The following is a 23,430-nucleotide window of genomic DNA, read 5'->3' as shown; positions in this document are numbered from 1 at the left end:
TCATTCGCGCAGCCGGACCACGACCTGTTCGTGGTTGGCGGTGTACGCGAGGTAGTCGAACTCGAGTCCCGCGCGGGTGGCGAACTCGCTCCACGCGCGGTGCTCGTGGTTCTGCCAGCCGGGGTAGTTGAAGTACTCGTCGAACACCAGCACCGTGCCCGGCACCAGCCGATCGGCGAGCAGTTCGAGGACCGTGCGGGTGGACGAGTACAGGTCGGCGTCGAGGTGTGCGAAGGCGACCGGGCCGGGATGGTCGGCGAGGAAGCCGGGCAGACTGTCCTCGAACAGTCCCGACACCAGCTGCGCGCCGGGCACCGACGGCACGTCCTCCTGTGCGAACTCGCCGGCCGGAAATCCGGTGCGCCACGCCTCGGGCAGCCCCGTCCACACATCGAAGCCCCACACCTCGTGCCCCGTCGGGTGCAGCGCCTCGCTGATGATCTTCAGGGTCGTGCCACCGGCGACGCCGAACTCGAGTGCCAGCCCGTCGACCTTGACCACCTCGAGTCCGTATCGCAGCGTGTCGTGGGGATGCCAGAACACCGGTGCCTTGGGCATGTGTTCGAGCACGAACTGGGCGCTCTCCGCGGTGGCCTGGATGTCGAGCGCATGCGAGATGTCGCGTCGGGCGCGCTGTTCGAGTTCCTCGAGGCGCTCGGTCACCGACGCTACCTGCCCGCGCGCCTCCGCGAGTTCGTGCAGCACACGTTTCATCTCACCGTTGTTCGCGGCGAGCTCCGCCAGCAACTGATCGTGCCGGTTCTCGTGCTCGATCCGGGCCTGACGGTCCGAGTCGCGGAGCACCTCCGCGACGGCCCGTTGCAGTTTGAGCCGGGACGACTTCTTGAACCGATCGAGCATGCGCGGACCCTCCCACGTGAACGTCGAGTTCGTCCCCATGCTGCCAGCATCGCCCCCGTCTCGCAGGGCGGCGCCCGGTCCTGCCGGGGTGAGGCAGAGGGTGACCCACACCCCATTCGCGAAAGCCCGAATCGCGTCCGGGAGCTGTGGTCTTATCGGTCATGGTCGAATCGCGGAGATCTGCCGAACATCGACGAACGGTCGCCGTCGGCGCCGCGTGTGTTGTCGTCGCGGCAGCCGGACTCTCGGGAACTCTGCGCGAGGACGGCGACGGCGGCGTTCCGGCGACACCCGAGGCCGTGCACCTCGTGGCCGACTCGCGCGACGATGCGTCGGCCCTGCCGTGTGACGTCGTCGCGCGGCTCGACCGGGAAACCGAGGAGCGGGCCGCCGCGGGGCTCGAGGTTCCCGGGCCCGAGTGGTGGCCGCCGGTCGACGATCGGGTCGATGACCCCCGGCCGGCCGTCGCGCCCTTGGACCCGACCACCGGAATCCCCAAGGATCGGCTGGAGGAGCCGCTGCCACCCGAGGCGTGGGAGCAGATCAGGGCCGCCGAGGCCGAGGCAGCGCGCGCACCGAAGGTGCCGAGGCCGTGCGGCGCCGCCGTCGACGAGATCCAGGCCCAGGTGGAAGCCACCCAGGGAATGGTGGCCTGCTATCTGCCGGACGGCCGATACGGGGCCATCACGCTCGTGGACATGGTGCCGATCGACCCGAACGCGGCGCCCGAGCGCCCGTCACGGGACTATTGGGATCAGTACTGCCGCAGCCTCGGATGGGACCGCAGCCACTCGTGATCAGGGCCTTTCGAAGCGCTCCCGGCGTCCCAGCCCGCGCAGGCGCATCCACTCGACGAAGCCCTTGGGATCGCGGCGGGTGACGAGGAAGTACCAGCCGAACCGCGCGTACTCCTGCGGCAGCAGCTTGCGCATGCCCGGCTGCGACATCAGGTAGCCGCGGTTGCGGTACGTGAAGAAGCGCTTCGTCTCGTTGTCCGGATACTGCGTGTGCATCCGGCCGCCGAGGATCGGCTTGAACTCGTCGGCGCCGTTGGGATGCACGTACGCGGTCTGCAGGCACGTGCCGAACGGCAGCCCGGAGCGGACCAGACGGCGGTGCACCTCCACCTCGTCGCCGCGCACGAACAGGCGCAGGTCCGGCACGCCGACGGCGTCGATCGCGGCCGCCGAGAACAGCGCGCCGTTGAACAGCGACGCGATGCCGGGCAGCAGCTCCTCGTCGCCGAGTTCCGACCGCAGACGTTTCCATTCCACGCCGCGGCGCAGCGGGAACGCGAGCCGGTCCGGCTCGTCGATGTCGCACACGACGGGGGACACCTCGGCCAGACCGTGGCGCTGCGCGCAGTCGAGCAGTGTCGCGAGGACGTCGGGGCCCTCGGGGCGGCCGTCGTCGTCGGCCAGCCACACCCAGTCGGCGCCCAGCGACAGCGCGTAGAGCATGCCGAGCGCGAAGCCGCCGGCACCGCCGAGGTTGTGCTTGGACCCCAGATAGGTGGTGGGGACGTCGGCGCTCTCGACCAGCGCACGGACGTCGGCCTCGTCGGCGTTGTCGACCACCACGAGGTGATCGAGCGGACGGGACTGGCCGGCGAGCACCTTCAGCGACTGGGCGAGCAACTCGCGTCGCTTGTGGGTGACGACGACGCCCACGATCTTCTCGGTCGCCGTGTCACCGATGCGCTCGGTCACGAGGCCTTCTCTTCCTCGGCCTGTTCTCGCTTCATGTCGGCGATCACCTGGTGGACGTGGTCGGCTGCGTCGTCGCCCTCGTACGCGCGGACGACGTCCTCGATCTCGCCGTGCATGCGGATCTGCCCGTGGTCGATCCACATCGCGCTGTCGCACAACTGCGCCAGGAACTCGTTGGAGTGGCTCGCGAAGACGAGGATGCCGGAGCGTTCCACCAGCTTCTGCAGCCGGATCCGCGCCTTCTTCATGAACTCGGCGTCGACCGCGCCGATGCCCTCGTCGAGCAGCAGGATCTCGGGGTCGATGCTGGTGACCACGCCCATCGCGACACGGACCCGCATGCCGGTCGAGTACGTGCGCAGCGGCATGTTCAGATACTCGCCCAGCTCGGTGAACTCGGCGATCTCGTCCATCTTCGCGAGCATCTGCTTACGCGTCTGCCCCAGGAACAGACCGCGGATGATGATGTTCTCGTAGCCGGAGATCTCCGGATCCATGCCGACACCCAGGTCGAAGACCGGCGCGACGCGGCCACGGACGCGGGCGCTGCCGCGGGTGGGCTCGTAGATGCCCGACAGCAGGCGCAGCAGCGTCGACTTGCCGGCGCCGTTGTGCCCGACCAGCCCGACGCGGTCGCCCTCCTTGAGCGACATCGTGATGTTGCGCAGGGCCTCGACCACCACGACGTCGGAGTCGTTGCGTCCGATCGAGCCGCCGGCCTTGCCGAGGAACGCCTTCTTCAGCGACCGCGACTTGGCGTCGAAGATCGGGAAATCGACGCACGCCTCGCGGGTCTCGATGCTCACATTGCTGGTCATGTCAGTGGCCCCCTACACCCAGTAGGCCACGCGGGCCCGGTACTTGCGCAACGCGAACAGTGCGACAGTCCAGCCGACGACGGTGAAGCCCAGCACGATGTACCAGTGGTAGGCCTGCTGATCCTGGCCGATCATCGGGGCCCGGACGATGTCGAGGAAGTGGAACAGCGGGTTGAGCTCGGCGATCTTCGCGCGGTTGGCCACGTCACCGCCCTGCGCCGCGAGGGCGTCGGTGGACCAGAAGATCGGGGTGAGCACGAACAGCAGCAGCGTCAGGCTTCCCAGGATCTGGGCGATGTCCCGGTAGCGGGTCGCGAAGATGCCGAACACGATCGACACCCAGAGCGCGTTGAGAACGATCAGAGCCAGCGCGGGGATCGCCGCCAGCGACGTCCAGCTCATGTGCCGCCACACCCCGAAGGCGAACACCATGATCACGTAGATCAGCAGGTTGTGGCCGAAGAACAGCAGTTGTCGCCACACCAGCCGGTAGATGTGCACGCTCAGCGGCGACGGCAGCTGCTTGATCAGGCCCTCGTTGGCGATGAACACATCGGAGCCCTCGAGGATCGACGCACTGATCATGTTCCACACGATCAGGCCGACGGTGACGTACGGAAGGAACGTCTGGAGCGGCATCCCCAGCAGCGCGGAGTACAGGATGCCCATCGCGGTGGCCTGCACGCCGGTGGCGATCGTGATCCAGAACGGACCGATCACCGACCGGCGGTACCGCTGCTTGATGTCCTGCCAGCCCAGGTTGAGCCACAGCTCACGCTGCGCGAACCCCTCCCGCAGGTCCTGGAACGCACGACGGAACGTCTGCGAATCGGACATCGGGGCGGGGGTCTCGGCGTCGGACGCCGGCTCGTGATCCAAGGCTGCTGCTGACACGGGTTCCGAGCCTACCGTTCGCGGTGGAGTTGCCGGTTTCGGCGCACTCGATGTGCGCCGGCGTGGGTTACAGGTACTGCCCGGTCCCGCCCTGCGGATGCTCGTCCGGGCCCTGCATGCGGTGCTGCGGCCCCATGCTCATCCCGGGCGGGAGCGCGCCCTGACGCATCTGCTCGAGCTGCGCGCGGGCCGCCATCTGCTGCGCGAACAGCGCGGTCTGGATGCCGTGGAACAGGCCCTCGAGCCAGCCGACCAGCTGGGCCTGCGCGATCCGCAGCTCCGCGTCGGTGGGCACGGAATCGTCGTTGAACGGCAGCGTCAGCCGCTCGAGCTCCTCGCGCAGTTCGGGGGCCAGGCCCTGCTCGAGCTCGCGCACCGACGACTTGTGGATCTCCTTGAGCCGGGTGCGGCTGGCGTCGTCGAGCGGTGCGGCGCGCACCTCCTCGAGCAACTGTTTGATCATCGTGCCGATGCGCATGACCTTCGCCGGCTGCTCCACCATGTCGGTGAGCGCGTCCTGGTCGCTCTGGCCCGAGGTGTCGTCGGCGGCTCCGTCGGCGCGGTTCGCGGCCACGGACACCGGAACGGGATGGCCGTCGGGTCCGATCACGAGCACACGTTCGTTCTCCGGTTGCGTCATGGCTCCATCTTGTACGTTTCGGTGCCTGTTTGCCGAGGGCACGTCGACGGTGTCGGAAGTGTCGTGTGCTAGAGCACGTTCCGAAAAGCCGGATCTGAATCACACGATGTTGACAACGGGACTTAGAGTGTCCGTCATGGCTTACGACGTTGCCCGGGTACGGGGACTGATCCCGTCACTGGGCGATGGATGGGTCCACCTCGACCCGCAGGCCGGAATGCAGATCCCCGACGCGGTCTCCCGCACCGTTTCGACGGCGTTCCGCGCATCGGCGTCGTCGGCGTCCGGCCGGCACGTCTCGTCGCGCCGCAGCGCCGCCATCGTCGCGGCCGCACGCGAGGCCGTCGCGGACCTGGTCGGCGGCGATCCCGCGGGTGTCGTGCTCGGTGCCGACCGTGCGGTGCTGCTGGCCTGGCTGGCGGAGTCGCTCAGCTCCCGGTTGGGGCTCGGCACGGGGCTGGTGCTGTCCCGTCTCGACGAGGAGGCGAACGTCGCGCCGTGGCTGCGCGTCGCGAGCCGGTACGGCGCGCAGGTCCGGTGGGCCGAGGTGGAGATCGAGACGTGCGAGCTGCCGAGCTGGCAGTTCGCGGAACTGGTGCAGCCGACGACGCGTCTGATGGCGCTCACCGCGGCGTCCCCGATCGTCGGATCCGCGCCCGCCGTCCGGGCGGCCGCGGACCGCATCCACGAAGTGGGCGGACTGCTCGTCGTCGACGCCGTCGGGGCCGCGCCCTACGCACACATCGACATCAACGACCTCGGCGCCGACGTCGTCGCGGTCAGCGCGCCGTCGTGGGGTGGCCCGCAGGTCGGTGCCCTGGTGTTCCGGGATCCGACGCTGCTCGACCGGATCCCCGCGGTCTCGCTCAACCCGTACGCGCGCGGTGCCGAACGCATGGAGGTCGGCGGCCACCAGTTCGCGCTGCTGGCCGGGCTGACCACGTCGATCGACTTCATGGCCGGGCTCGAGGAGACCGCGACCGGCACCCGCCGGGAGCGGCTCGAGACGTCCATCAGCTCGCTGCAGGCCTACCACGACCAGCTGTTCGAGTACCTCATCCGTTCGCTCGATGCACTGCCGCAGGTGACGGTCATCGGCCGGTCACCGATCCGGGTGCCCACGCTCAGTTTCACCGTCGCCGGGGTGCCGGCCGACAAGGTGGCCGCGCACCTCGCCGACAACCGGATCGCCACCCTCAGCGGCCTGCAGTGCGGCAGCCGCCTGCTCGACGCGCTGGGTGTCAACGACGAGGGCGGCGCCATCACGGTGGGCCTGGCGCCGTACACCACCCGTTACGAGATCAACCAGCTCGTCAAGCACCTGGGGACGCTGGGCTGACCGGGCCCGTCAGTCCTCGCGCACGCTGAGGACCACCTTGCCGACGGTGTCGGGGGAGTCGAGCATCTCGTGCGCGGCGGGCGCCTCGGTGATCGGCAGTTCCGCGTGCACCACGGGTGCGACGATGCCCTCGCCGACCAGCGGCCACAGCTTGTCCCGGACCGCCGCGACCACCGCCGCCTTGCTCGACGGGCCCGTTTCCGGGCGTCCGCGCAGCCCGGTGGCCAGCACCCGGGCCCGCTTGGCGAGCAGCTTGCCGATGTCCAGTTCGCCCTTGCGGCCGCCTTGCATGCCGATGATCACCAGCTGGCCGTCGGGGCCGAGCGCGTCGAGATTCCGGTCGAGGTACGACGCGCCCATGTTGTCGAGGATCAGGTCCGCGCCGCGGCCGCCGGTGTCCTCGCGGAGCACCTGCACGAAGTCGGCGTCGCGGTAGTTGACCAGGATCTCGGCGCCCAGTTCGGCGCACCGCTCGAGCTTGTCGGTGGAGCCGGCGGTGACGGCGACCCGCGCGCCGAGCGCCTTGCCGACCTGAATGGCGTGGGTGCCGATGCCCCCGCCGCCACCGTGCACCAGCAGCACCTGGCCGGCGTGCAGGCCGCACTCCATCACCAGGTTGGACCACACCGTGCAGGCCACCTCGGGCAGCGACGCCGCCGCCCGCAGGTCCAGGCCCTCGGGCACCGGCAGCAGCTGGGTGGCCGGGACAGCGACCTTCTCGGCGTAGCCACCGCCCGCGAGCAGCGCCGCCACCCGGTCGCCGACCTTCCAGCCGTGCACGTCGGCGCCGACCTCCGCGATGACGCCCGAGCATTCGAGGCCCAGGATGTCGCTCGCGCCGGGCGGCGGCGGATACATCCCGCGGCGCTGCAGCAGGTCGGCGCGGTTGACGGCGCTGGCGGCGACGTCGAGCAGGACCTCGCCGGGGCCGGGTGTCGGATCGGGAACCTCGGACCAGGACATCACTTCGGGTCCGCCGGGCTCGGAAATCGTGATCGCGTACATACCCGTGACGCTAGTCGGACCGCGCTAGCGTCACCGGATGACCTTCTTCGGCAACATGCAGAACGAGATCTACCTGACCGGCATCGGCGGCACCCGCCCCGAGTTGCCGATGGCGGCGGCGGGGCTCGAGGCCCGGGCCCGGGAGGAGCTGAGCGCCGAGGCGTACGCGTACATCGCGGGCAGCGCGTCCACCGAGCGCACCGCCGCGGCGAACCTGGACGCCTTCACTCGCCGCGCCCTGGTGCCGCGGATGCTGCGCGGGACCGGAGCCCCCGACGCGCGGGACCTGAGCGTCGACATTCTCGGCACCCGGCTCGCGGCGCCGGTGCTGACCGCCCCGATCGGGGTGCTCGGCCTGGTTCGGGAGCGAGGCGAGACGATCGTCGGCGAGGTGACCGCCGAACTCGGGATCGGCTCGGTGCTGTCGACGGCGGCGTCGTCCACCATCGAGGACGTGGGCGCCGTCTCGGGCGACAACTGGTGGTACCAGCTGTACTGGCCCGCCGACGACGAGCTGGCGCAGTCGCTGGTGCGGCGGGCCGCGAAGGCCGGCGCCAAAGCGATCGTCGTCACCGTCGACACCCCGGGAATGGGCTGGCGGCCAAGGGATCTGGAGCTGGGGCACGTGCCGTTCCTGCGGGCCCAGGGCATCGCCAACTACCTGTCGGATCCGGTGTTCCGCTCACGGTTGGCGACCCCGCCGGAGGAGAGTGCGGAGGCGATGCAGATCGCGGTGCTCACGTGGGTGTCGCTGTTCGGCAACCATGCGCTGCGCGCGTCGGACATCGCGAGGATAAACGAGTGGACCGGTCTCCCCGTTCTGGTGAAAGGCATTGTCCACGAGGACGATGCGCGGGCCGTGGTGGACGCGGGCGCCGACGGGGTGATCGTGAGCAACCATGGCGGCCGGCAGGTGGACGGCGCCATCGCCGCTCTGGACGCGCTCGGCCCCGTCGTCGCCGCTGTGGGGGATCGGGCCACCATTCTGCTGGACTCCGGAATCCGCTGCGGTGCAGACGTGTTGATCGCGCTGGCGCTCGGTGCCGACGCGGTGCTCTACGGACGGCCGTGGGCCTACGGCCTCGGTCTGGCGGGTGCCGACGGCGTCCGGCACGCGCTGCGAATCCTGTTGGCGGATTTGGACGTCACAATGGGGTTGGCCGGTTTGTCCAGCGTTGCCGAGATCGATTCGAGCGTGCTACGCACTGTCGAACGATAGGTAGCACTACTATGCACTCGTGACAGCAGATGCTCGAGTAACCACGGGTGCCGGGGTGGCGTGGCTCGGTGCCGACGAGATGCGCGCGTGGCGCGCATTCATAGACGGCAGTCAGCGGTTGATGGATGTCCTCAACCGCCAACTGGAGACAGGGCACGGCATGTCTTTAGCCGAGTACCGGATCCTGGTGATGCTGTCGGAGTCCCCGGACGGATCGCTGCGGATGAGCGACCTCGCCGACGGCGTCCTGTCGTCGCGCAGTCGCCTCACGCATCAGATCCGCCGCATGGAGGCCGAGGGCATGGTGGAGCGCAGCCAGTGCGTCGAGGACGGTCGCGGCGTGCTCGCGGTCATCACCGACGAGGGCCGGCGACGGCTCGCCGAGGCCGCGCCCACCCACCTCGCCGGGGTCCGTAACTACCTGATCGACCTGCTCGGCAAGTCGGAGATGCGGATGCTCGCCGACGTCTTCGAAAGGGTCGACGACGCGATCGGCGACCGCGCCACCGGCTGATCGGTTTCACCCCCCGCCACGCATGCGGTTAGGATCTGCCACGGAAGCGTGGCAGAGCGGCCGAATGCACTCGCCTTGAAAGCGAGCGTGGCGTTAAACCCACCGCGGGTTCAAATCCCGCCGCTTCCGCCAAGGTCAGGGGCGGTTTTGAGAAACCGCCCCTGACGTCGGAAGATCCGGCAACGCCCCGATGTGACACAGGCATGACACGTGATCGTTAGGATCGCGGGCGTGGCGTTGAGAAACGGCGTTGAGAAAGTCGAGCTGCCGAGCGGGGACATCCGGTATCAGGTCCGGGCACGGGTGGCCGGACCTGACGGCGTGAGACGTCAGGTGCGCAGGAGGTTCGAGACCTCGAAGGCGGCGGGGGAGTTCCTCGACGAGTTGCAGGACAAGCTCAAGGAGGAGGCCGCGCAGGTTGCGGCCGACGAGGCCGGGGTCGTCACGGTGGCTGAGGCGGTCGAGCGCTGGCTCGCGGCGCAGCGGATCAATCCGACCACGCTCGCGGCCTACACGGCGGCGCTGGCGCCAGTGGTCGACCGGTTCGGTGGTCGCGATGTGCGGACGATCGACGACGGCGAGGTGGAGCAGCTCGTGCAGGACCTGGCCGCTGGTACCGGGCCGGGCGGGCGGAAGTGGAAGCGAACCTCGATCAATCCGATGCTCGCGCGCACCAAGGCTGTCTGGAAAGACCTGGAGCGGCGGAAGGTGCTTAGCGACAATCCAATCCAGTACATCAAGCCGCTACGCAAGAAAGACGACGCTGACGCCTACGAGGGCGCCCTGGACTTGTCCGACCGACTAGGTGAGGACGAGTTTACGCGGTTGGTGAAGATGCACTCCAGGGTGGATCTGCCCCTGGTCGGCGGGCCACGGTCGCCTCAGTACATGGCCGTGGTTCATGCGCCGATGGTGCACCTTGCGCTGATCGGGCTGCGGCGCGGTGAGCTGGCGGGGCTGCGTTGGAGCGCAATTGATTTGGATGCCGGTCGCATCACGGTGGCCGTGCGGACCAGAGTGCGCGTGACAGGCCGCACCATCGATCAGGGGAACGGCAAGACCGTCCGCGCGCGGCGATCACTGAAACTGCCAGCCTCGGTGCTGACGGTTCTGCGGGGCGCGCAAGAACGACAGCATATCGCCAGAAAGCGAGCTGGTGAGGCATGGGTCGGGACCCGAGATCTCCACGTGCTCACGCACTGGGATGGGCGAGCAGTGGCGCCGCGGACCCTGGACGACTGGTGGAAGGAAGCGCTGCGGTACGCGCAGGTGCCCCACCGCAGGCTCCACGCCGCTCGACATACCGCGGCGTCACGGCTGATCGCCGCGGGAGCGACACCGTCCGCGGTTGCGGCGTGGCTCGGTCACGCAGACGGCGGGACGCTCGTGCTGCGGACCTACGCCCACACTGATGCGTCGGAAGTGGACGCGCTGGCGGAGCTGCTGGGGTAATCGAGGATCTGTCGGTGGCGGGTCTGCCACACCACAACGATGTGTGATTGGAATCACACATCGGACTTGGGTTGCAGCTTTGTGGCCAGAGTCAGAGCTTCTTGCAGTTTCTCGCGCTAGTTATTCGGCGGTGGGGCCGACATGGGCCAACGGGCCGACGCGAGATATTCGGGCGATTTCTCGCTACTACTCGCCGTGAGCATCTCTGGCTCGGCGGCGGGGCTGGGAGGCGAGAAGTGTTGGTGGTGAAGGTATTCAAGGTGTGCAAGGTTGGTCTCGAACCGGTTGATGCGGAAGGAGCCAACAATGGCAATGGCAAGCAAAGGACCGCGCACACTCGTCGCCTCACGCGTCCCTGATGACGTGTACCAGATCCTCGAGGAGCGGCGGCTCGCCACCGGAGTCGGTTCCGTGAGCCAATTTGTCGCCGACCTGCTGTCGGGTTATGCCGGCCGCGCCGATCTGATGCGGGAGCTCGACCACGAGGCTCTGTTGAAGGGGGTAATGCCTGCGGCCTGACGGAACAGGCCCCCACAGCCGGGCTCCGCGTCTCACGGGTGACCCTCCCATATACATCCAGCAGCGCCAGCTCACCTCGACAGGTGAAAACCCCCGCTACTGATCCGAACAGGAACGAGGGTTATCGACTGAATTCTGGATGAGAACCAAGCGCCAACTTGATTCTCTGCGTTGCTATTCCCCGAAGGGACTGTCTTGGACGACAGGTCTCACGGTACATCGTGCCCCCACGCCTCTTCAAGATTCGACGATTACGGCGGAGAGTCGACACCGGAAACCGTGTGGCGATCGCTCGCTCCTCGGATGGCCGCGCGCCGTTCCATGCGCCTGTCCGAGCCCGGCGACGACGGCAAGTTCGCCACCTCACGCACTCTGGCCAGCCGACTTCCCGATTCGCCGGCCGCTGTACCGCTCTACAACCGGCACGGCTGCACTGTCCTACTGGCATTGGACTTCGACGCGAAACATCACGGCGCGGCCCAGGTCGACGCTGACGTCACGCGGGTCCTCGCGTGGCTGCACGAGTGTGGCGGCCGCGCAGTCACCGACCGGTCCACCAGCGGCGGCCGGCACGTGCTCGTACCGCTGCCCACCGACACGCCACTGCGAGTCGAGGGTCTCCGCGAACTGCTGGATGCACTCGAGAAGCGCCTGCCGACCTTCGACAAGTCCCCGATGCTCGGTAACTCGCACGGCTGTATCAGCGTCCCCGGGTCACTGTGCCGCGAAGGCGGTCACCGGCGCCTCGACGGCCCCCTCGCGGCTGCGGTCGAGGCCTTCACTCTGCGATCCGACCACGGTGTTGTCGGACACCTGGTCGCCCTACTCGGCGGCGTCGCTCTGCTGGATGGCGAGGGCGCGGACCCGTCTCGCCCTCGCACCGCGGTCGCGGTCGTGGAGGCTGTGCTGGCCTGCGAGGAGCGTCTCGTCGGCGTCGGCGACGACCGCCGCCTGCATCCCCGCTACCGCCTGACCAGCGCCATACCGACGCCGGTGGCAACGTTCGCGCGGACCGGCAAGATCGACCGCGCCCGTTGGCCGTCGCTCTCCGAGGCCAGGCAGTCAGTGATCAGCAGCGCCGTGCTGCGCGGCGGCAGCGCCGCCGACATCGAGGCTGCGCTCGGGACCGCCGACTACGCCGGCCTGCGCGACGCCTACGCCCGGTACGTGGCCCCGCGTCAAATCGCCAAATCACTGCGCGGGGACGTTGCCAATGCCTTGACCTGGGCCGCGAGAGTGGCCCCCCAATTCCGTGATCTCACGCACGAGAACAAGCACACAGGGGGGGCGGGGGGATCCACGGTTGCGAGAATTGCCGACTTCCGCAGCGATCCGATCCGACGCCGCTGGCTCGCTGCCGCACAGATGTGGATCGATCAGGAGTTCCTGGGATCCCGACAGCGACCAATCCTGCTGGCGGTGGTTCAGGCCCTCGCCTACACCTCCGCACTGGCCGGGGAGCTTGTGGAGGGAGTGCCAGTGGTGGCCATCGGTGGCCGAAGCCTGTCCCACTCTGCTGGGCTGATGTCGGAGTCCACGGTCTGGGCCGCGCTGCGCCTGCTTCGGGACACCCCTGGCTCCCCGGTGCTGCGTATCGCCCGCGGCGCGGGCCAACTCCCGGACCGGTACGCCTTGACCACGCCTGCTGGCGCGGCGGCTGGCGAGCTAGGCCGAGTTGCGCTCGAGCGGGCCCGTGTCGAGCCCGTCCACCAGGCTTGGAGCGTGATCGGACTGCGCGGGCGGGTGCTCTACGACCTGATTCGCAGCGGCCAGGTGACCACCGTGCAGGATGCGCTGGCGGCCGCGAAACTGGGTCAGTCGGCGGGGTACGCCACCCTCACTGACCTGCGGGTAGCCGGGCTGATCACCCTGGACAAGGGTTCTCTCGCTGTCTGCGACCGCACATTGGACGACGTCGCCGCCGATGCCGGTCTCGCCATCGTCGCGGCCGAGCGGATCGTCCGGCACCGCGCCGAGCGCCTGATCTGGCATGCCTGGCTCGAGTGCCGTTTCGGGCCGCCGCCGGCTGATCAGGACACCGCGGACCAGCGAGGCGCCACCCTGGCGGCCGCGATCGCGAACGCGCCCGTACTCGATGCACGGGATTCCGAGCTGATCTGGGCTGCGACGATGGCCGCGGGTCCACCGTCGGACCCGCACCTCGAAGCGCTAGATCTGCTCAGCGACACACGCGGTGCAGTGATCGTCACAGCACCGAGCTGAGCACCACGATCAAGTGGAGCGCCGAATCGAGCGAGATCACGCTGGTCGAGTACGGCCCGAATGCGGGGATCGCGGTCTCGGTGACCAGTCCGGTCAGGGCGCGCGTCATGAGGTCCATCGCTGTCTCCTTGGGTGCTCTGTGGGGACAGGGGTACGGCGGCTTCTCGAAACGGCGCTCAGGCACCGGAAGTCACGCGATCACCCTGTGGGTTTCTCGTGCTTGTCTCCGGCATGGGCGCCGCCCTGGCTGGCTTGTGTTCGGGCGACAGCGACCGATTTGTACCGAGACGACACCCTGCGAGATGGACGAATCGGGCGGCTACTGTGTCTTCCGGGAACTCGGGATCGTCCGAGGCAGGGAGGGATTCATGTTTCGCTTCACGTCAATGGCATTGGTGGCGTTGGCCGCGGCGGCGCTGGCCACTGGATGCAGCAGTAGCTCAGCAGGCGAAGGGCGGCCAGGGACTGTGTCTGAAGCCAGCTACAGCGGACTCAATGCCACCAAGTTGGACGGGGTCTCCCTGGCTGCCGGTTGGGCACGGCAGCTTCCTGATCAGCTCGTCGGCGACAAGGAGACTGCGCCGGCGATGATGAAGGCGACCTGCTTCGGGGAATACCCCGATCTGCGTCTCGAGGTCGAAGGTCCCGACAATGCGACGATGCGCGCGGCGGCCGGTGAGCAGACGATGAGCTTCACGTTCGGGCCGAAGGGGCCGATCGAGGTTCAGCCCCCGGCGTCCAGCTACACCTGGGGGCCGACCGGGTTGGACATTGATCTCAATATGTCGACCAGCACCAACACGTCGGAGAACGAGCTCTCGAAGGACGTCTTCGACGACGAGTTCGGCTGGATCAGGGTTCGGATGCTCGTCACCTGTTCCTGATCGACACCGGTTGCGGAGTGAGCTGCTCCCGGCGCAACGAGATCGGCGACAATCGCGGTAGTCGACACATGAACGGTTGGCGGGTACTGCTGGGCGTGGTGGTGGGGGCGGCGCTGGTCGGCTGCGGAAGTGGTGCTGGAGAGGATGGTTCGCCCTCGCCGGTGACGACGAGTTCGTCTGCGGCGGTGACGACGAGTTCGCCGACGCCCGTGGTCGAGTCGCCGCCGCCGGCTGCGTCGCCCGAACCCGTGGAGGAGACGGCGGAGGAGCCCGCGAGTCCGGCGGTGACGCAGTCGATCCCCGTCATCACCGGTTGCCAGGACGGAATGGGCCCGATCGAGACGTACTGGTCCGACGGGTCGGTCACCGGGTACTCGGACTACTGCCAAGCGCAACACGACGCGGCGCTGGCCGCCGAGGTGGAGGCCAATCGCAACAACGGGCAGTACCGCGGGCGGGAATCCACCTACACGCCGCTTCCGCAGGTGGAGCCGAAGGACGAGTACGACACGTCGTACCGGTGCACGAACCGGATCGACTACGCGGGTGATCCTCGGTCGAACGCCGAGATCAACTCCATCGGCGCCGCCACGGGTTACTGCCCCGAACCGATCAACTGACCACAGGTCGTTCCGAAACATCGGCAAGAAGGCGGATGCGGAAGCCGTACCTGTCGAACCGTCCGCACCTGTGGTTGTCCCGTACACCTGCGGATACGACGTGCTGTGGGACGCCGCCGGCAACGCCATCCCGGACCGGAATTCGGAGTGAAACTCAACAACGGCTGGACGTGCAGGAAAGGGTACCCAAGCACGTAGTGGATACGCGCGCGTGCGCGTACGCTGAAATCCACGCAGTCATCGTCCAAGGGGGTTACGGTGTCCGTCCGCGTCGGAGTCGAGTGGGTAAACAAGTTTCCGCTTACAGTTAGCAGCAACCCCCAGGAACCTGTGACCGATTGCCAACACCCCGAACTGCGCTATGGGAACGATATTGCGTGGGGCTTCTATCTGGAAATGGGCGCTCACGGACACCAACAGATGTTCGCGTGGGGTGACGACAACGCGTGGGCAGACGATTTTCGTCATAACGATTTCGGCGGCGATTCGCTCAGCTGGAGCGACGGCGTCCACTTCTGCTACTGCGCATCCCACGGCGGGCAGTTCCCCGGCGAAGAGTACGCGAACCAAGTGTTCATCGCATTCGCGTCCCAGCACACGTACTGTATGTCGAGCTCCGAACGGTGGCGCCTCGGGTCGCGGATGCTGAAGTGGTTCGTGATCGATTCCTGCGATCTGGTCGTAGATACTGATCCAGGTCACATCGTTGACGTCTGGGCACACCCCATGCAGGGGGTTCATCTGGTGTTCGGCTTCATCGGGATCCAGAATGTTGGACCTGTCGAGAGGACGCGCGGCATCGCGTTTGCTCGGTCCGCTTCTGCTGGGCGCCCGCTGGCGAACGCATGGCTCGACTGCGCCTACTCCTGGCATCGCGCTGATGAAATCAATCGGCCGATTGCGATCGCTGCGGGGATCAATCGTGAGGATGCGATCGACAGGCGTGAGAACGAAACGTTGGCGTACAGAGACGCCGATGTTGCGTCGACGAATTGGCTCGCGTGGAAGTGGCGAGGGTAGGCGGGGACACACGCAAATGACAGATGACACGCACCTTAGGCCACGGCCGGGCGACATGAGCATTTTCGCTCTCGAGCGCCCCGATGTCACCGAGCGGGCCGTACGAGACATAGCGGAGCGCTTCGGACTGAACGACCGGAAGCAGGACACAGCCTGCGCGGAGCATCCGCACGGGTTTGCTATCTATAACGAATCTCGCGAAATCCTCCTCTATCGCGAATCCGGCGGATGGCGCTACCGAGATCACGCTATGTGGCAAGTCGACGACGGACAATCACATCTCGAGATCGCCGACGAAGACGCAGCGGAACTGGCAATGAAACACGTCCGCGAGCTGAAGCTCGCGGATCCTCCTGATCTCCGCCTCCTCAAAGTGAGCCGGTGTCACGTTGGTGCGACAGACCGAGCCAATAACCATGTCGAGGAGCGGGTCATCGATGTGGGGGTCGCATTTCAGCGCACTCTCGACGGGCTGCCGGTCGAAGGCCCAGGGGGGAAGATCGTCATCTACCTGGATCACAGAGGCGTCGTCACCGGCGTCGATCGACTGTGGCGCACGATAATGGGCCGACACCAGGCTGTCTCTGATTTCCAGCCGATTGACGCTGCGCTCGACGATCTGGCGACGACCTGGAAGCGTCCGGACAATGCCACCATGGTGGTGAAAGAGCCGCGACTGGCTTATTACGAACTCGGCTGGGAGTACGCGCAACAATATTTGCAGCCCGCCTACATCCTGCCCATTGAAATCATTTCCCAGGGCGCCAAACCATTCGCCATGAAGTCCGAACACGTATTCCCGGCAGCTACGAACCATGTCGGGCCAGTTTTCCCTCCCGCCGCTCGAGTTCCAGCCCAAGGCGCGCGCCGAGCATCCAGCGCCGATTGAGCGGCACAGTCCCGAGAGGCGCTCGTTGTGTGGAAAGGGGCTTTTGTCGCTCCGCGCTAGTCGTGCGGCCTCGCGGTTGGACGCGCGGTGGGCTCATGTGGGAGTCGGTCGGCGAAGTCGATCAGCCGGTTCAGGGTATCTGCACGTTGGTGGCAGGGGCCGCACGTTGGGATACCCGCAGCGGATGCGTCTTTCGTGATGAGGTCTCCCATACCGACGGCGGACCTGGCGAGTCTGGACGGCAACCGGATTAAGATCGTTGGCTGCGACTGGTTTGACCGGCTATACGCGATCCGTCGGCGACCCAGCCGAATGCGCCGCAGCCGATCTCGCGCTGCGACGAGCAAGTAATACACGCGATTTCGCTTATCAACCTTGGGCACCTTTAGTCGGGGCCGCATGATGGCTTCCGTGTGTACCGCATATCTGTCATGGTCAAAATGGTCTTGGATTTCCGATCAGGTACCCTGGGTTATTCATAAACCGCGACGGAGTGGTGGCATCTCCAGTGATCCGGAAATTTCCGGCGGCCCGGGCTGCTGCCGTCACGACCCGCGGAACCCACGGTTTGGACATTTCCGATATATCTCCGAGGAACTCAACCTCAATCTGGTAGGGCGAATGGAACAGGAGATGGCCGGTCGTCGTGTCGTATCGGTCCATCTGCCCGAAATCAAATGCGCCGATTCCGTGAAAATAGTAATAATCGCAATCCTGGGATGGACTGCCGCACTTGGGATGTGTCGACTCGAATCCATGCGCGTATTGCCAGTGGTGCCACGACTCGTGCAGCAATGCTGCCGCACGAAAGCTGGGTGAATCGCTACCCGCCCCGGAGTTGAATATTACGCAAAACAGCTTGACGAAATTGTAGAAAACCCGTTTCCCTGATTTCGCTGCAGCGCCCCGGGAGTCGATCTGGGCAAGCTGAATGTCGAACGAGCTGTGAAATCGGTTGTCCACCGGGCGTGAGCTGCTTCGGTAATCTTCGGTAGAATGCCACTGGGAGTTGTAATTGTCTGACAGCGCATAGTTGATCAGAAAGGCTGAGTTGACAACTTTCGCGAACGGAAGCGTGATGTTGCAGGCGTCTCGGTATCCAGCGAACTTCCACGAGTAATCGGTGAGGTCGTAAGCCTGCCAGACCCAGATGAACAGATCGCGCCAGCAGCCGTAGAGCGACTGCACGGCTGTTTCTTCCGAGCCGGCACCTGGGGCGCAGGCTGGCGGTTCGACGACTGGTGGGCGTTCTATCGCCATGTTTAGTGCCCCCCTTGGTTTCTGTCCGTTTTGGGTCGCCGAGGTGTGGGCCTGTCGCGTTCTGCGGGTGCTCGCGGGAGCGGGGGGACTTCCTCGGGATACAGCTCGTAGAAGGCCCGGACCTTCGCGTTGAACTCTTGTGGGTTCGAGTTGCGTTCGAGGCGGGCGAGGCCGACCATCTTGATCTCGTCGGGTCGGGCAGCTGACCGGGCGGTCTCCAGCGCGTCGTCGCTGTCGTCGTGGTTGAACACGAACGCATCGAGCGCGGCGATTCTGACCGCTTTGGAAGGATGTCTGGCAGCGAGTGCGAGCACTTGTTGGAAAGCTTCCGCAGTCTTGAGGAACGCCAGCATCTCTACTGCTCGGGCCTGTAAAGCGCGGGCGTTGTGCGGATACGTGGTTCCATCTCCATCCTTCGATCTTGAGGATTCCGGCGTCGAGGGAGACACGCTGTCGGGTGGGAGGTTGATGAAGTCAACGAGACCGTCAAGCGTCTCGACATTGCTGAGCTCACCTATAACCGACAGCAGCATTAGATGACGGCCAAAGTCGCGGACCGGCAGTTCGAACAGTCTGGTCATCAGAACCGCGGGGAGCGATGCGTCGTCCCGCGCTGCAGCGACCGCCTGCCGAACAATCTGCGACTCAGACACCGGCGTCGACCCTACCCACAGAAGGAAAGGCTCAACCGTCGCGGATGTCAGATCAACCGGCGGCCGTGGGCGTGTAACCGGGCCATCGAATGGTGGCGGGTCCAGGCTGATCGGCATCTCGCTGGATACACGCCGCAGGAAACGTCTGGCGATGAGGATCAGTGCAGCGCCTCCGACGAGGATCCTCTGTGCGAAACTCATTGTGTAACCCCCGCAATTGCCGCAATTGCCGTTCGTCAATGCCCACAATCTCCGCTTGCCATATTCCGCTAGAGGTATTGTGCACCTTGGGACGCAAGCAGGTATGGCATTCAGCCGTCCAAACCGGCAGACCACGAGATGGATCCCCGAGCCACCCTGGGCTCCGAACGACAACGGGAACTCGCATTGGCGCGTGCTCGACACCTACCTACAGATGCTGTCGGAGCATCGGAGCATCGGAGCATCGGAGCATCATGGCCGCGAGTGAGGAGCCCGGTCTGGACCATCTTCTTCTGTCACAGGAGGAGCTGGAGCTGATCGCGGGGGAGCGGATCGCGGGGGCGCATCTCCACCCGCTACCGGGAGGTGTGTGATTGTGGTCCAGTTTCGTCAGGTGGAGGCCGCGTTCGCGACCTTGCGATTTGAGATTTCGCTGCGAAACCGCGGTGCTGTTCAGACCTCACCGTCGAGGACGGCCAGGAGCTTCTCGAGGATCGCGTCGGCCTGGTCTTCGACGTCTTCGAGAATGTCGGGGACATCGGAGAGGGCCGCCTGCGCGGCGCGGCGGGCTTCGACACCGCGCTTGTAGTACTGATCGTCGAGGACGACCTCGGGGTACACCTCGGGCCGATAGGTGTCGGGAACATCGTCGAATCGCGGCCGGCGGCGGTACGGCCGGTGCACCGGAGCCTGACCGGAGGTGTGTGCGGCGAGAATGCTCGCGATCGACTGAGCGGACAACGCGGTCCGGTCGAAGGGTGTGTGCCCCCACCGGTCGATCGGGGTGAACAGCGGAGAAGTCTGTCGTCGCTCCATAATCTGCTCGGTCACGGGCCGGGGCAGATATTCGGTGGGAAAGGTGTCAGCGTCGAGCCGGTCCGCAAGGAGGGCGGTCGACGGCGCTCGATCCAGGAATTCGAGGATCTGGAGCCACCGCCGGTACACCTGCGCGGGCGAGAGTGCACCCGGATGGACCGTGGCTCGAGACGGATCGGGTGAACGCTCTCGATGACCAAGGCCTCACCGTCGACGGCGAGATCGCCGCGGCGCAGGGTGCTGATCTGCTCGAAGCTCAGCCCTGAGGTGGCCAGGAGCAGGACCAGGCCGTCGCGGCGGCCGAACAACCCCGCCGTCCAGCCGGCGGTGGGGAGGTGGTCGATGATCCCTGCGACGGTCGACGCCCAGGTGTGAGAGTCGCGCGGCGCGAGCCTGATTGAGCATTCGCCGGATCGTGTCCGCGCTACCCGGAGCAGGGTGATCCGCGCTGCGGTGGACGGTGTTGATGGTCGCGACGCGGCGCCGCTGGGTGGCGAGCGCGGCGGGATTCTCCGCGATGAACTGTGCCAACGTCACCGGGTCGGCCGGAAGGGACGCCAGGTCGGCGCCGGCACCAGTCCTCGAACAGCGCCCACACGGAGCGATCCCTGGTCGCGAGAGCGGTCGCGGCGCGCATCAGAGCCCGATGTCGGTGACGGCGTTGCCGATGAGCGGGGCGTTCTCGCGAGCGTACACCTCGAGCATCCCCGGCGTCTTGTGGCCGGTCTGGCGCATGATCGCGTGCGCATCGGCGCCGTTGCGGAACGCCTGGGTGACGAATCCTGCACGCAGAGAATGCCCGCCGAGCGCAGCGACGAGGCTCTCGTCGTAGCCGGCCGCCCCCGCGCGGCGGCGCACGGCCCCGTGCACGGCGGCAGCGGACAGTGCCGTGGTGGAGAGGTTGCCGTTCTTCGCGATGGCACGGAAGAAAGGTGCGTGGGGCGAGATCTTCGGTACCGCGCCGCGGCAGACGTGCCCGTCGAAAGCGGGCGCGTTGCGCAGCGTCCGGATCACCGCGGCCCGGACGCCGCGCTCGTGGGCTGCCACGAGCTCCCACCACCGCAGCGCCGCGCACGGCGGGCAGCTGGTGTGCGAGTCCGTGAACGGCAGCGCGCGGATGACGCCGGCACCGTCCTGATCGGTCTTCGACTTGCGCAGACGGATGTGCAGTCCGTCGAGCCGGTGCACCGCAACGTCGCCGCAGCTGAGTCCGACGAGCTCGCTGCGCCGGAACGCACCGGCGAACCCCATGAGCAGCAGCGCGCTGTCGCGGCGTTCGAGCACCTCGCTGGCCCATGCGGTGACCGATTCCCGGGCGACGGTCACCATCGTGACGATGTCGGCGACCAGCAGCGGCGCCATCTGCTTGCGCGGCCGGTCCCCGGCGGAGGCGTAGGTACGACGGATGCCGGACAGGGTGGCCCGGACCGTCTCGTGCGTGGTCGGGCTGATGTGACCGCCGCGGCCGTGCACGTGCGAGATCGCGGCGACCCACTTGGACAAGGTGGCCGGCGCGTACGCCCGCTCGCCTTCGGGGGTGAGGGTATCGACGGCGTCATCGCCGCAACGGCTCCCAATCTGACCGACTCGATGGCGGCACAGGGGCTGGTACCGCTCGCGACGACGACATGGGGTCACACCACCGAGCAGGTCGAGCACGCCCAACGCCTCTACGACGAGGGCACGCACACCGTTGCTCAGATCGCCGGTCTGCTCGGCGTGCGTCGCACGACCCTCTACGGACACCTGAAGAAGACCGACCCTGTGGCGGCAGGCCACCAGACGGCCACCGCTGATCTCGCAGTGGCCACGCTCGAACATCCCGTCCCTCCGCGAAAGACGTCGCGCTCCTGCCCGAGCTGCGGGCACGAGCCCGCCACCCGATCCGAAGCGGCTCACCAGCGTGCCGACCTGGCCGTTTCCTGGCTGTACCTCGACTCGGAGGTACCCGGCGTGATCATCGCCCGACATCATTGCCGCAGTTGCCAACCCGAAGAACCCGCCGTCGACGTCGCCTGCACCGTCTGCGGCGACGGACCCATCCTTGCGGGAGAAATCGCCATCGGTGCCGCTACCAAGAGCGCACCGCCCGAGCCGGTCCAGCGTTGGCTGACCGAAGAGGGGTGGCAAACGGAACCGACGCTGTTGTGCCCCGACCACGCCTGAACGGACACATCCCGGCTGCCGGCAACTTCCGAGCAGTGCGCCCAGTCTCACGAGATGACCTAGGGATCTCTCCACCACGACGGGAAGGTGCAAGGTAGTCCGATGGATTCGAATGCGGAAGTGATCCTGCAAGGGCCGCGAGGGCGACGTTTGTGCCTCGAGCTTGTCCGGGGGCTGGGCCCAGAGATTTCGACCGCCGTGTTCGAGCTCGCGCACGGCGTCGAGATTGTGAGGGGGCCATCCGGGGTCAGGTTGATCCCGACAGCGAAGGGCGGTACCGAGCGCTTCCCGGTTTCGTCACTGGAGCAACTCGCGGCCGCCCTGGAGTCTGTCGATCTCACCGGCCTCGACACCCGCCAGATTCAGGCCGCCTTGGCGCGGTCGGTGGATTCCGCGATGTATTGGCAGGAGCCCGACGGTGACGATGTGCTCGCGGGCCACCCGACTGTCCGGGCTGCCCTCTCACGCGTCGCGGAACACCTCGCGTCGTCCCCGATCATGGAGTGGTTCGTGGAGCCTCGCCGGACCGAGCAGTGGGCGATCGATTGGCGATCCGCCAACGCCTGGGCGCCACTGCCGGAGGATCCGCAACAGACACTCAGGCGGTGGGCGGCGGGCGTGCGCACGGAGGAAGCACAGGCCGCGCGCGACCCCCATGCTTATGACACCGGACAGTGGTGGTCGATCCCGCTCGGGCTCATCAAGACTGTCGGTCGTCTTCCTGCTGGTGTGAGCCTCGTCGAAGACGGTTTCGGGTGGGAGCAAGCGACAGCGATACCTGTCCGCGGGGGAGGCCGAACTTTCGAGATCCGCTCGGCGGAGGACTGGATATCGCTGTGCCGTTCCTTTCCTCTCGAGGTCACCGCGTCCCGACGGCATGACTGGTTCCGTGCCACCGGCCGCGACGGCCGGTGGGTGATCCCCGATTGGGAGCGCGTCGCACGGGAGTGGGACGCCGCGCACCTCACGCCTCTGTGTTATCTCAGCAGTGCGACGCGGGCCCTTCAGGTTGACACCGAGACGGCCTCGGTCATCGCCGGCTGGGACCCCGGCAGCACCATCTGGCTCACCGATGTCGCACGCGAAGGGGACGGACCGCGGCAGGATTGGCACCTCGACAGCAACAGCGGCACTTGGATTTTGACGTCATAGACGCGTCTTGTCGCCATTCGCTGCGGGGGTGGTTGGCCGACCCAATACGGCCCTCGGTAATGAACTTGCCCCCGTCAACAGTGATGGTGGCGTTCGGGGGCTCCGGCATGCCGGTATTCAAAGGGTTTCAATACCTGACTGTCCCATTATCGCGGAGGTATTCGAGCGCCGCGGCGAGGCCGGGGCGGTCTGAACGTGTGCCGGACATGACATCCGAGAAGGTCTTTGCTACGCCGACTGCGGCGAGTGCATCGTTCTGCCCGTCGAGGGTCTGGTGTCCAGTGGAGACGCGGACGTAGCCGACGAGCTGTCCGGGTTGGTGGCTGCTCATACCTGAGACCATCTCATAAGTCGGCGCAGCTCGTGAGGCTGAGACGCAACTTTTGATACGTACTTGTGAGACGCGCCGACCTGCAACAACATCCAAACCGTCTCGATCGGCGGCTGGTGTCTCATTTCCAAGGTTGTGAAAACAGTCACGCTCAGTTGGGATGGTCAAGTGCATCCGGTCCCCATGCGGGCGCAGGCCAATTAGTCGCGGTCGCGTAGTGCATCAGCGGCGGCTCGATCGAGCTG

At 66.6% G+C, this 23,430-nt stretch carries 24 protein-coding genes, 1 tRNA gene and 1 pseudogene; 14 read left to right on the top strand and 12 right to left on the bottom strand.

Translation table 11 applies throughout. The features are described from left to right. A complete protein-coding gene (locus tag AC1RIF_RS17950) occupies positions 1–861 on the bottom strand; it encodes a class I SAM-dependent methyltransferase (protein ID WP_492602777.1) in 861 nt (286 codons plus the stop codon). A 161-nt stretch (positions 862–1,022) separates the two neighbouring features. On the opposite strand from AC1RIF_RS17950, the gene AC1RIF_RS17945 reads away from it, so the two are divergent. After that, complete coding sequence (locus AC1RIF_RS17945; protein ID WP_492602701.1) at positions 1,023–1,658, top strand: hypothetical protein; 636 nt, start codon at positions 1,023–1,025, stop codon at positions 1,656–1,658. Here the strand turns inward: AC1RIF_RS17945 and glfT1 are convergent, their stop codons facing one another. The 4 genes from glfT1 to AC1RIF_RS17925 form a co-directional block, all read right to left on the bottom strand. Beyond that, positions 1,659–2,570: a galactofuranosyltransferase GlfT1 gene (glfT1, locus tag AC1RIF_RS17940; protein WP_492602700.1), complete on the bottom strand. Its 912-nt coding sequence runs from the start codon at positions 2,568–2,570 to the stop codon at positions 1,659–1,661. Then, a complete protein-coding gene (wzt, locus tag AC1RIF_RS17935) occupies positions 2,567–3,388 on the bottom strand; it encodes a galactan export ABC transporter ATP-binding subunit Wzt/RfbE (protein ID WP_492602699.1) in 822 nt (273 codons plus the stop codon). The genes glfT1 and wzt overlap by 4 nt, the downstream gene beginning before the upstream one ends. 12 nt (positions 3,389–3,400) lie before the next feature. After that, complete coding sequence (wzm, locus tag AC1RIF_RS17930) at positions 3,401–4,282, bottom strand: galactan export ABC transporter permease subunit Wzm/RfbD (RefSeq protein WP_492602698.1); 882 nt, start codon at positions 4,280–4,282, stop codon at positions 3,401–3,403. Positions 4,283–4,349: 67 nt separating this feature from the next. Continuing rightward, complete coding sequence (locus AC1RIF_RS17925; protein ID WP_492602697.1) at positions 4,350–4,922, bottom strand: bacterial proteasome activator family protein; 573 nt, start codon at positions 4,920–4,922, stop codon at positions 4,350–4,352. A gap of 136 nt (positions 4,923–5,058) precedes the next feature. On the opposite strand from AC1RIF_RS17925, the gene AC1RIF_RS17920 reads away from it, so the two are divergent. After that, on the top strand, positions 5,059–6,261 hold the full coding sequence (locus AC1RIF_RS17920; RefSeq protein ID WP_492602696.1) for a cysteine desulfurase-like protein: 1,203 nt from the start codon (positions 5,059–5,061) through the stop codon (positions 6,259–6,261). Between the two features lie 9 nt (positions 6,262–6,270). On the opposite strand, the gene AC1RIF_RS17915 is transcribed toward AC1RIF_RS17920, so the two are convergent. Next, on the bottom strand, positions 6,271–7,266 hold the full coding sequence (locus tag AC1RIF_RS17915) for an NAD(P)H-quinone oxidoreductase (RefSeq protein WP_492602695.1): 996 nt from the start codon (positions 7,264–7,266) through the stop codon (positions 6,271–6,273). Between the two features lie 37 nt (positions 7,267–7,303). On the opposite strand from AC1RIF_RS17915, the gene AC1RIF_RS17910 reads away from it, so the two are divergent. The 6 genes from AC1RIF_RS17910 (at position 7,304) to AC1RIF_RS17885 (ending at position 13,193) form a co-directional block, all read left to right on the top strand. Beyond that, complete coding sequence (locus tag AC1RIF_RS17910; protein ID WP_492602694.1) at positions 7,304–8,485, top strand: alpha-hydroxy-acid oxidizing protein; 1,182 nt, start codon at positions 7,304–7,306, stop codon at positions 8,483–8,485. A gap of 79 nt (positions 8,486–8,564) precedes the next feature. Next, positions 8,565–8,999 (top strand): MarR family winged helix-turn-helix transcriptional regulator, encoded by a 435-nt coding sequence (locus AC1RIF_RS17905; protein WP_492602776.1) that lies wholly within the window; start codon positions 8,565–8,567, stop codon positions 8,997–8,999. Between the two features lie 42 nt (positions 9,000–9,041). Further along, positions 9,042–9,131 (top strand) — tRNA-Ser (locus AC1RIF_RS17900). A 99-nt stretch (positions 9,132–9,230) separates the two neighbouring features. Beyond that, positions 9,231–10,451, top strand: coding sequence for a tyrosine-type recombinase/integrase (locus AC1RIF_RS17895; protein ID WP_492602693.1), 1,221 nt, complete (start codon positions 9,231–9,233; stop codon positions 10,449–10,451). Between the two features lie 306 nt (positions 10,452–10,757). Further along, positions 10,758–10,970 (top strand): toxin-antitoxin system, encoded by a 213-nt coding sequence (locus AC1RIF_RS17890; RefSeq protein WP_139794580.1) that lies wholly within the window; start codon positions 10,758–10,760, stop codon positions 10,968–10,970. A 303-nt stretch (positions 10,971–11,273) separates the two neighbouring features. After that, positions 11,274–13,193 (top strand): hypothetical protein, encoded by a 1,920-nt coding sequence (locus AC1RIF_RS17885; RefSeq protein ID WP_492602692.1) that lies wholly within the window; start codon positions 11,274–11,276, stop codon positions 13,191–13,193. Here AC1RIF_RS17885 and AC1RIF_RS17880 read toward each other — a convergent pair. Next, positions 13,177–13,311, bottom strand: a complete 135-nt coding sequence (locus tag AC1RIF_RS17880) for a hypothetical protein (RefSeq protein WP_492602691.1) — start codon at positions 13,309–13,311, stop codon at positions 13,177–13,179. The genes AC1RIF_RS17885 and AC1RIF_RS17880 overlap by 17 nt on opposite strands. Before the next feature lie 250 nt (positions 13,312–13,561). On the opposite strand from AC1RIF_RS17880, the gene AC1RIF_RS17875 reads away from it, so the two are divergent. From AC1RIF_RS17875 to AC1RIF_RS17860, 4 genes are all read left to right on the top strand, one after another. Then, complete coding sequence (locus AC1RIF_RS17875; protein ID WP_492602690.1) at positions 13,562–14,077, top strand: hypothetical protein; 516 nt, start codon at positions 13,562–13,564, stop codon at positions 14,075–14,077. 185 nt (positions 14,078–14,262) lie between these two features. Then, the gene (locus tag AC1RIF_RS17870) at positions 14,263–14,697 is read left to right on the top strand and encodes a hypothetical protein (protein ID WP_492602689.1); all 435 of its coding nucleotides are present in this window, start codon (positions 14,263–14,265) and stop codon (positions 14,695–14,697) included. A 258-nt stretch (positions 14,698–14,955) separates the two neighbouring features. Then, positions 14,956–15,717 carry a DUF6345 domain-containing protein gene (locus AC1RIF_RS17865; RefSeq protein ID WP_492602688.1) on the top strand — a complete coding sequence of 254 codons (762 nt, stop codon included), beginning with the start codon at positions 14,956–14,958 and terminating at the stop codon, positions 15,715–15,717. Between the two features lie 55 nt (positions 15,718–15,772). After that, positions 15,773–16,606 carry a hypothetical protein gene (locus AC1RIF_RS17860; protein WP_492602687.1) on the top strand — a complete coding sequence of 278 codons (834 nt, stop codon included), beginning with the start codon at positions 15,773–15,775 and terminating at the stop codon, positions 16,604–16,606. 435 nt (positions 16,607–17,041) lie between these two features. Here AC1RIF_RS17860 and AC1RIF_RS17855 read toward each other — a convergent pair whose 3' ends face one another. From AC1RIF_RS17855 to AC1RIF_RS17840, 4 genes and pseudogenes are all read right to left on the bottom strand, one after another. After that, positions 17,042–17,866, bottom strand: a complete 825-nt coding sequence (locus tag AC1RIF_RS17855; protein ID WP_492602686.1) for a hypothetical protein — start codon at positions 17,864–17,866, stop codon at positions 17,042–17,044. A 2-nt stretch (positions 17,867–17,868) separates the two neighbouring features. Next, entirely contained in the window at positions 17,869–18,720 is an 852-nt protein-coding gene (locus AC1RIF_RS17850; protein ID WP_492602685.1) for a hypothetical protein, read from the bottom strand. 453 nt (positions 18,721–19,173) lie between these two features. After that, complete coding sequence (locus AC1RIF_RS17845) at positions 19,174–19,551, bottom strand: hypothetical protein (protein WP_492602684.1); 378 nt, start codon at positions 19,549–19,551, stop codon at positions 19,174–19,176. Positions 19,552–20,172: 621 nt separating this feature from the next. Further along, positions 20,173–21,093, bottom strand: a pseudogene (locus AC1RIF_RS17840) (site-specific integrase); the annotation flags it as partial. On the opposite strand from AC1RIF_RS17840, the gene AC1RIF_RS17835 reads away from it, so the two are divergent. Both AC1RIF_RS17835 and AC1RIF_RS17830 read left to right on the top strand, forming a co-directional pair. Next, the gene (locus tag AC1RIF_RS17835; protein ID WP_492602683.1) at positions 20,989–21,702 is read left to right on the top strand and encodes a Hin recombinase; all 714 of its coding nucleotides are present in this window, start codon (positions 20,989–20,991) and stop codon (positions 21,700–21,702) included. The pseudogene AC1RIF_RS17840 and the gene AC1RIF_RS17835 sit on opposite strands and share 105 nt — an antisense overlap. A gap of 102 nt (positions 21,703–21,804) precedes the next feature. Further along, positions 21,805–22,854 (top strand): hypothetical protein, encoded by a 1,050-nt coding sequence (locus tag AC1RIF_RS17830; RefSeq protein WP_492602682.1) that lies wholly within the window; start codon positions 21,805–21,807, stop codon positions 22,852–22,854. 127 nt (positions 22,855–22,981) lie between these two features. On the opposite strand, the gene AC1RIF_RS17825 is transcribed toward AC1RIF_RS17830, so the two are convergent. Further along, positions 22,982–23,185: a recombinase family protein gene (locus AC1RIF_RS17825; protein WP_492602681.1), complete on the bottom strand. Its 204-nt coding sequence runs from the start codon at positions 23,183–23,185 to the stop codon at positions 22,982–22,984. Positions 23,186–23,430: the final 245 nt, after the last annotated feature.

It is taken from the genome of Prescottella sp. GW823-FHT02E09, assembly GCF_058797375.1.
Note: the sequence above shows the minus strand (reverse complement) of the source record. Positions and strands in the feature narration are given on the sequence as shown.